Raw genomic sequence first — 6,451 nt, 5'->3', positions numbered from 1 at the left:
AGGCCATCCCGGGTGCCGGCCAGCGGCCGGCACTACCAGACAGCGCATGGCGGGAACCCGCTCAGTGCTTCAACCACCACAGCGTGGTCAGCCCGGCCAGCAGGATCACCCCGCCCCAGGCACGCAGGGCGCTGCTGCGCAGCATCAGCAGCTGCTCGGCCATCCGCTTCCAGGCCAAAGGGGCGGCGAACAGGAACAGGCCTTCGAGCACGGCGACCAGGCACAGGGCCGAGAACAGATCTTTCATGACATCTCCACAAACAAAACGGGGACCCGGTCTGCACCGGGTCCCCGTGGATGACTACCGCCTGCGGCCTCAGCGATCGCTCTTGAGGTACTGCAGGAACGGGTCGTTCTTGTCGAGCACGATCACGCCGTTGCCGTCGGTCATGGAGCCACGGTAGGCCTCCAGGCTGCGGTAGAAGGCGTAGAACGACGGGTCGGCCGAGCCGGCCTTGCCGTAGATGCGGGCGGCGTCGGCATCGCCGGCACCACGCAGCTGCTGGGCATCACGCTCGGCTTCGGCCACGATCACGGTGCTCTCGCGGTCGGCCTGGGCACGGATGGTCAGCGACTGCTCCTCACCCTCGGCGCGCAGCTTGGCGGCTTCCTGCTTACGCTGGGCGCGCATGCGTTCGTACACATCGTTGATCACCTGGCTGTCGGTCGGCAGGTCGATCTGCTTGATGCGCAGGTCGATGATCTGCATGCCGAGCGCCTTGACCGACTCGTTGATGCCGGTCAGCTGGTTGGCGATCAGTTCGCTGCGATCCCCGGACACCAGCTGCTGCAACGAACGCGAGTTGATCTGGTTGCGCAGGGAGTCGGTGATGATCGGGGCCAGACGGGCATTCGCCACGCGGGCATCGCCGCCGGTCGCACGGAAATACGCGCGCACGTCGGAGATGTAACCGATCGCGAAGAAGTCGACGCTGACGTCCTTCTGCTCGGCGGTGAAGTAACGCGCCGGGGCGGTGTCGAGCACCTGGAAGCGGCGATCGAACACGCGCACCGTTTCCACCAGCGGCACCTTGAAGTGCAGGCCCGGCTTGATGTCCGCACGGACCACCTTGCCCAGGTTCAACACCATCGCGGTCTGGTCCTCACGGACCACGTAGACCGAACCCAGCAGGCCGAGCAGGACCGCTACGGCCAGACCAATCCACAGTGAACTTCTCATCGGCTGCCCTCCTCACGACCGGTCGGGCGCGTCGTCGGACGCTCCGCATTGCGAACGCCATCGACGGCCGTGCTGGCAGGCAGCGACGGCAGCATGACTTCCGGGGTCACCGCCGGAGCGGCATTGCTGCTGGTGCGGGTGTCGCCCGGCATCGGCACGTAGATCAGCTGGCGGCCATCGCCACCGATGATCTTGCGGTTCTCCGAGAGCACCTTCTGCACCGTTTCCAGCCACAGGCGCTTGCGCGTGACTTCCGGGGCGTCCTTGTACTGGACCTGCAGCAGGCTGAAGCGCGAGGCATCACCCTCGGCCTTGGCAACCACGGCCTGCTTGTAGCCTTCGGCGGTGGTACGGGCCCGCGAGGCCTGGCCGCGCGCTTCCGGAACCACCTTGGCCGCGTAGGCCTGGGCTTCGTTGATCAGACGCTCCTTGACCTGCTGGGCACCGTTGACCTCATCGAAGGCCGGCTTGACCTCCTCGGGCGGGCGGGCATCGGGCAGGGTCAGACCGGTCACCGACAGACCGGTGCGGTAGCTGCCGAGCGAGGCCTGCAGGCGCTCTTCGGCGGCCACGGCCAGCGGGCCACGGTTGTTCAGCACGTTGTTGAGGTCCGCACGACCGACCTGCTCACGCACGGCGCTCTGCGCGGTCTGCTCCAGCACCTGGTCGGCATCGACCGAGCCGAACAGATACAGGCGCGGATCATCGATGCGGTACTGGACGTTGAGCGAGACGTTGACGATGTTCTCGTCACGGGTCAGGACCGGCACCTGGCTGCTGAACGTCTTGATCTCGGTGGCATTGACCTTGGTCACCGACTCCAGCGGCCACGGCAGCTTGAAGTTCGGGCCAGGCTGCAGGATGCGATGGAACTGACCGAAGCGCAGCACGACGCCGCGTTGCTGTTCGCCGATCAGCTGGAAGCTGGAGAACAGCAGCAGCAACACCGCAGCCACTGCGACCCACCGCAGGATGCCGCCATCGAACAGGTCTTTCAGCGGACCGGGCAAACCGCCCCAACCGCCGCCATTGCCGCCACCGCGAGGACCGAACGGCCCACGTCGATTCTCGTCGGGGCCTTGTCCGCCCTTGTTGCCGCCGGGTGTATTCCAGGCCATGCACGCTCCATCAAGGTAAGGTTGCCTGCGGGCCATTCCCGCACCGTCAACCGTTAAAACGTTAAATCGCTGTCGATTCTACTAGATGGGGCAGATCGACAGGATTGGAAGGGGTCACACCTCTCGGGGAACGATTCATAACCGCCTCCGCGAAGGTCCGTGAGGGTCCCCGCGCGCCGGAGCAGCGGGTAAGGTGGTGTTTTCCCCCGTCAGGCATCTTCATGGCAATTCCCGACCGGTTCAACGCTTTCCGCATCCACCAGGACGATACCGGCTACCACGCCGGGCTGGAACCGATCGGCCTGGACCAGCTCAACCCGGGCGAGGTGGTGATCCGCGCGCACTGGTCCTCGGTCAACTACAAGGATGCATTGGCGGGCACCGGCAAGGGCCGGATCCTGCGCCGCTTCCCGCTGGTCGGCGGCATCGACGTGGCCGGCACCGTGGTCGCCTCGACCGATCCGGCCTACCGCGAGGGCGATGCAGTACTGGCCACCGGCTGCGGGCTGAGCGAGACCCGCGATGGCGGCTACAGCCCGTATGTCCGCCTGGCCGCCAGCGCGGTAATCCCGCAGCCGACCGGACTGACCCCGCGTGAGGCGATGATCCTGGGCACGGCCGGCTTCACCGCTGCGCTGGCGCTGGTGCGGATGCTGGACAACCGGCAGACCCCCGCCCACGGGCCGCTGGCCGTGACCGGAGCGACCGGCGGGGTCGGCTCGCTGGCGGTGGACATCTTCACCCGGGCCGGTTTCGAGGTGCATGCGATCAGCGGCAAGGCCGACCAGGCCGACTACCTGCGCGGACTGGGGGCCCGCGAGGTCCTGCCGCGGGACGTGCTGGCGACCACCCGGCCGATGGAATCGGCGCGCTTCGGCGGCGGCCTGGACAATGCCGGCGGCGCGATGCTGACCAGCCTGCTGGCCCAGACCGTGCCCTACGGCTCGGTCGTCAGTGCCGGCCTGGCCGCGAGCCCGGCGCTGGACATGACGGTCATGCCCTTCATCATCCGCGGCGTGTCGCTGATCGGTGTGTCGTCCTCCAGCGCACCGCGCGATCTGCGCGAAGCGGTCTGGGCGAAGCTGGGCGACGCGTGGAAACCGGCGCATCTGGAGACGATCTGCACGGGCGAAGTCGGACTGGATGGCCTGCCGGCAGCGTTTGATGCCCTGCTCGCAGGCGGCAACCACGGCCGCACGGTGGTACGAATCGACTGAGCGTGGCAGCCGGGCGACGGACGGCACGTCCGGCGCTTCACGACGGTGCGAGGCCCGCACTACACTGCGGGCATCACACGGGGAACAACATGGCACGCATTCTGATCGTCGACGATTCACCGTCGCAGCTGTTGGGGATACAGCGGATCGTCGAAAAACTCGGGCACGACATCCTGACCGCCACCGATGGCGCGGCCGGGGTGGAAGCGGCCAAGGCCGAGCTGCCCGATCTGGTGCTGATGGACGTGGTGATGCCCAACCTCAATGGTTTCCAGGCGACCCGTACCCTGGCACGCGATGCCTCGACCAAGCACATCCCGGTGATCCTGGTGACCACCAAGGACCAGGACACCGACCGCATGTGGGGCATGCGGCAGGGCGCCAAGGCCTACATCACCAAGCCGTTCTCCGAGGACGAGCTGTCCGAGGTGCTGGAGCGCGTTTTCAGCCACCAGGAACCGCCGACGGCGTGAGCCGATGGCACGATGAGCCGACCAACGGTCGGCTTCTACCGCGAAGGCAATCGCGGCCGACCCGGTAGATACCGACCGTTGGTCGGTACGCAACGATGACCGGGACGCCGCGCAACGCCTTGCATCACACCTTCTCGCCGAACGCCTTGGCCAGCGCCTTGTAGGCCTTCTTCTGCGCTTCGTCGGTCGGCGCCGGCGCGATGATCTCCAGCTCCACGATCTGGTCGCCGTCCGGGTTGCCCGGCAGGCCGCGGCCGCGCAGGCGCAGCTTGCGGCCCGCGTCGGACTCGGCCGGCACCTTCAACTCCACCGCCCCGCCCAGGGTCGGCACGCTGATGCTGGTCCCCAGCGCGGCCTGCCACGGGGTGACCTGCAGGGTGTACAGGATGTTGCGCCCGTCCACCTCGAACTGCGGGTGTTCGGCGTATTCCACTTCCAGCAGCAGGTTGCCACCGCCGGTGCCCTGCCCGGTCAGGCGGATCACCTGGCCGGGGCGGATGCCCTTGGGCACGCGCACATCCAGCTGCTTGCCGCCCACGTTGATGCGCAGGCTGTCGCCCTGGTAGGCGGCTTCCAGCGGCACCGACAGCTTGGCGCGGGTGTCGCGGGTGGGCTGCGGGCCCTGGCTGGCGCCGCCGAATCCGCTGGCGCGGCCGCCACCGCCGCCCCGCTGGCGCGCGAACAGGCTTTCGAAGAAGTCGCTGAAGCCGCCGCCACCGGCGCCGCCCCCGAACACCTCTTCAAAATCGTAGCCCTGCCCACCGCCATAGTTCGGCGGGGTGTGGAACTCTTCGCCGGGCCGGTAGCCCTGCGCCTTCAGCTGGTCATAGGCCGCGCGCTTCTGCGGGTCGCGCAGCGCCTCGTAAGCCTCGTTGACCGCCTTGAATTTGTCCTCCGCCCCCGCTTCCTTGCTCACATCCGGGTGGTACTTGCGCGCCAGGCGGCGGTAAGCGGTCTTGATCTCAGCATCGCCCGCGGTGGGTTCCACCCCGAGCGTGGCGTAGTAATCCTTGAATTCCATCCAAACACCTCGACTAAGTTCGGCCACCCGCGTGGGCGGGCGCCGTCCGCGCAATTCTAGCCGCTGCGGACCGGCCCACCGTGACGCCGGGCACGAATGATCCTGCGCAATGCGGCGGACATCCCGACCGGCTACGCTGCCCCCGGTAGCCCGCCTCTCCCGCTCCAGATGGGTCTGCACGTCCGGTTTTCAACGTGTTGACATGGCCATCCCATGCCCCTCACTACCCTGCCTGTGTCCAAGGAGTCCGCATGACCATCCACGTAGGCGACCGCATTCCCGAAGTCACCCTCAAGCGCATCCGCGAGGGCATGGAGACCATCGATACCCATGCCCTGTTCGATTCGCGCAAAGCGGTGCTGTTCGGCGTGCCCGGCGCATTCACCCCGACCTGTTCGGCCCGGCACCTGCCCGGCTACATCGAGCAGTTCCCCGTGTTCCGCCACCGCGGCATCGAAGTGTTCTGCATGGCGGTCAACGATCCGTTCGTGATGAAGGCCTGGGGCGAGAGCCAGCAGGTGCCCGACGGCCTGCAGCTGTTGTCCGACGGCAATGGCGAGTTCACCCGGGCGCTCGGCCTGGAAATGGATGCCAGCAGCTCCGGGATGGGCATCCGCTCGCGCCGCTTCGCGCTGTACGTCGAAGACGGTGTCGTGCGCGAAACCTTCATCGAGGAACCCGGAAAATTCGAGGTGTCTTCGGCGCAGTACGTGCTGGAGCATCTCCCCCGCTAGACCCACGCAACAGAGGAATCCGGCCAGCCATGTCCAAGCCAGCCAAGAACACCCCCGATACCGCCCCGAACACCGCCCGTCCGCCGGGCATCAGCGATACCGCCACCCTGCGCGCCAAGGCCCGCAAGGACATCGAAGACGGCGCGATCACCGACAGCTACAGCGCCGACCGCAAGGCGGTGATCAAGCTGCTCAACGATGCGCTCGCCACCGAGTACGTGTGCGTGCTGCGCTACTACCGCCATTACTTCATGGCCAAGGGCATGCTCGCCGATTCGATCAAGGCCGAGTTCCTGGAGCACGCCCAGCAGGAGCAGGCGCACGCCGGCAAGCTGGCAGAGCGCATCGTGCAGCTCGGCGGCGAGCCGGATCTCAACCCGGATACGCTCACCGCACGTTCGCATGCCGAGTACAAGGAAGGCAGCGACCTGCGCGACATGGTCCGCGAGAACCTCATTGCCGAGCGCATCGCGATCGACAGCTACCGCGAGATGATCAACTTCGTCGGCGACAAGGACACCACGACCAAGCGCATCCTCGAAGAGATCCTCGCGCAGGAAGAAGAGCACGCCGACGAATTCGCCGATCTGCTCGACGGCTGGATCGGCGAGTAACGCCGGCCGCGTGCCGGCTTCTCGCAGGATCCGAAGGCACGTGTAGTGCCGGCCGCTGGCCGGCTCCAAGGTGTCCTGCCGGCCAACGGCCGGC

Annotated in this window: 8 protein-coding genes; 4 read left to right on the top strand and 4 right to left on the bottom strand. The window is 67.0% G+C overall.

The window, feature by feature from the left end:
- Nucleotides 1-61: 61 nt before the first annotated feature.
- From ABE473_RS18660 to hflK, 3 genes are all read right to left on the bottom strand, one after another.
- On the bottom strand, nucleotides 62-247 hold the full coding sequence (locus ABE473_RS18660; RefSeq protein WP_088432982.1) for a DUF2065 family protein: 186 nt from the start codon (nucleotides 245-247) through the stop codon (nucleotides 62-64).
- Nucleotides 248-316: 69 nt separating this feature from the next.
- Nucleotides 317-1,180, bottom strand: coding sequence for a protease modulator HflC (locus tag ABE473_RS18655; RefSeq protein ID WP_019186091.1), 864 nt, complete (start codon nucleotides 1,178-1,180; stop codon nucleotides 317-319).
- Complete coding sequence (hflK, locus tag ABE473_RS18650; protein ID WP_346490520.1) at nucleotides 1,177-2,298, bottom strand: FtsH protease activity modulator HflK; 1,122 nt, start codon at nucleotides 2,296-2,298, stop codon at nucleotides 1,177-1,179. Before hflK ends, ABE473_RS18655 begins: the two co-directional genes overlap by 4 nt.
- Before the next feature lie 221 nt (nucleotides 2,299-2,519).
- Between hflK and ABE473_RS18645 the strand changes: the two genes are divergently transcribed.
- Together ABE473_RS18645 and pilH are read left to right on the top strand one after the other, a co-directional pair.
- A complete protein-coding gene (locus ABE473_RS18645; protein WP_346490519.1) occupies nucleotides 2,520-3,515 on the top strand; it encodes a YhdH/YhfP family quinone oxidoreductase in 996 nt (331 codons plus the stop codon).
- 89 nt (nucleotides 3,516-3,604) lie between these two features.
- Nucleotides 3,605-3,988, top strand: a complete 384-nt coding sequence (gene pilH / locus ABE473_RS18640) for a twitching motility response regulator PilH (RefSeq protein ID WP_179460355.1) — start codon at nucleotides 3,605-3,607, stop codon at nucleotides 3,986-3,988.
- A gap of 124 nt (nucleotides 3,989-4,112) precedes the next feature.
- Here pilH and ABE473_RS18635 read toward each other — a convergent pair whose 3' ends face one another.
- A complete protein-coding gene (locus tag ABE473_RS18635) occupies nucleotides 4,113-5,009 on the bottom strand; it encodes a DnaJ C-terminal domain-containing protein (protein ID WP_121038875.1) in 897 nt (298 codons plus the stop codon).
- 251 nt (nucleotides 5,010-5,260) lie between these two features.
- On the opposite strand from ABE473_RS18635, the gene ABE473_RS18630 reads away from it, so the two are divergent.
- Nucleotides 5,261-5,743, top strand: a complete 483-nt coding sequence (locus ABE473_RS18630; protein ID WP_346490518.1) for a peroxiredoxin — start codon at nucleotides 5,261-5,263, stop codon at nucleotides 5,741-5,743.
- A 29-nt stretch (nucleotides 5,744-5,772) separates the two neighbouring features.
- Complete coding sequence (locus tag ABE473_RS18625; protein ID WP_179460352.1) at nucleotides 5,773-6,357, top strand: ferritin-like domain-containing protein; 585 nt, start codon at nucleotides 5,773-5,775, stop codon at nucleotides 6,355-6,357.
- The last annotated feature ends 94 nt before the right edge of the window (nucleotides 6,358-6,451 follow it).

The sequence above is a fragment of the Stenotrophomonas sp. TWI700 genome, from assembly GCF_039673645.1.
GTDB classification, from domain to species: Bacteria; Pseudomonadota; Gammaproteobacteria; order Xanthomonadales; family Xanthomonadaceae; genus Stenotrophomonas; species Stenotrophomonas maltophilia_AA.
This window is presented reverse-complemented; position numbering and strand designations above follow the sequence as displayed.

What these genes read in the sequence shown, in the direction of transcription:
- ABE473_RS18660 (WP_088432982.1), bottom strand. Translation starts at nt 247, where the DNA reads ATGAAAGATCTGTTCTCGGCCCTGTGCCTGGTCGCCGTGCTCGAAGGC.
- ABE473_RS18655 (WP_019186091.1), bottom strand. Translation starts at nt 1,180, where the DNA reads ATGAGAAGTTCACTGTGGATTGGTCTGGCCGTAGCGGTCCTGCTCGGC.
- hflK (WP_346490520.1), bottom strand. Translation starts at nt 2,298, where the DNA reads ATGGCCTGGAATACACCCGGCGGCAACAAGGGCGGACAAGGCCCCGAC.
- ABE473_RS18645 (WP_346490519.1), top strand. Translation starts at nt 2,520, where the DNA reads ATGGCAATTCCCGACCGGTTCAACGCTTTCCGCATCCACCAGGACGAT.
- pilH (WP_179460355.1), top strand. Translation starts at nt 3,605, where the DNA reads ATGGCACGCATTCTGATCGTCGACGATTCACCGTCGCAGCTGTTGGGG.
- ABE473_RS18635 (WP_121038875.1), bottom strand. Translation starts at nt 5,009, where the DNA reads ATGGAATTCAAGGATTACTACGCCACGCTCGGGGTGGAACCCACCGCG.
- ABE473_RS18630 (WP_346490518.1), top strand. Translation starts at nt 5,261, where the DNA reads ATGACCATCCACGTAGGCGACCGCATTCCCGAAGTCACCCTCAAGCGC.
- ABE473_RS18625 (WP_179460352.1), top strand. Translation starts at nt 5,773, where the DNA reads ATGTCCAAGCCAGCCAAGAACACCCCCGATACCGCCCCGAACACCGCC.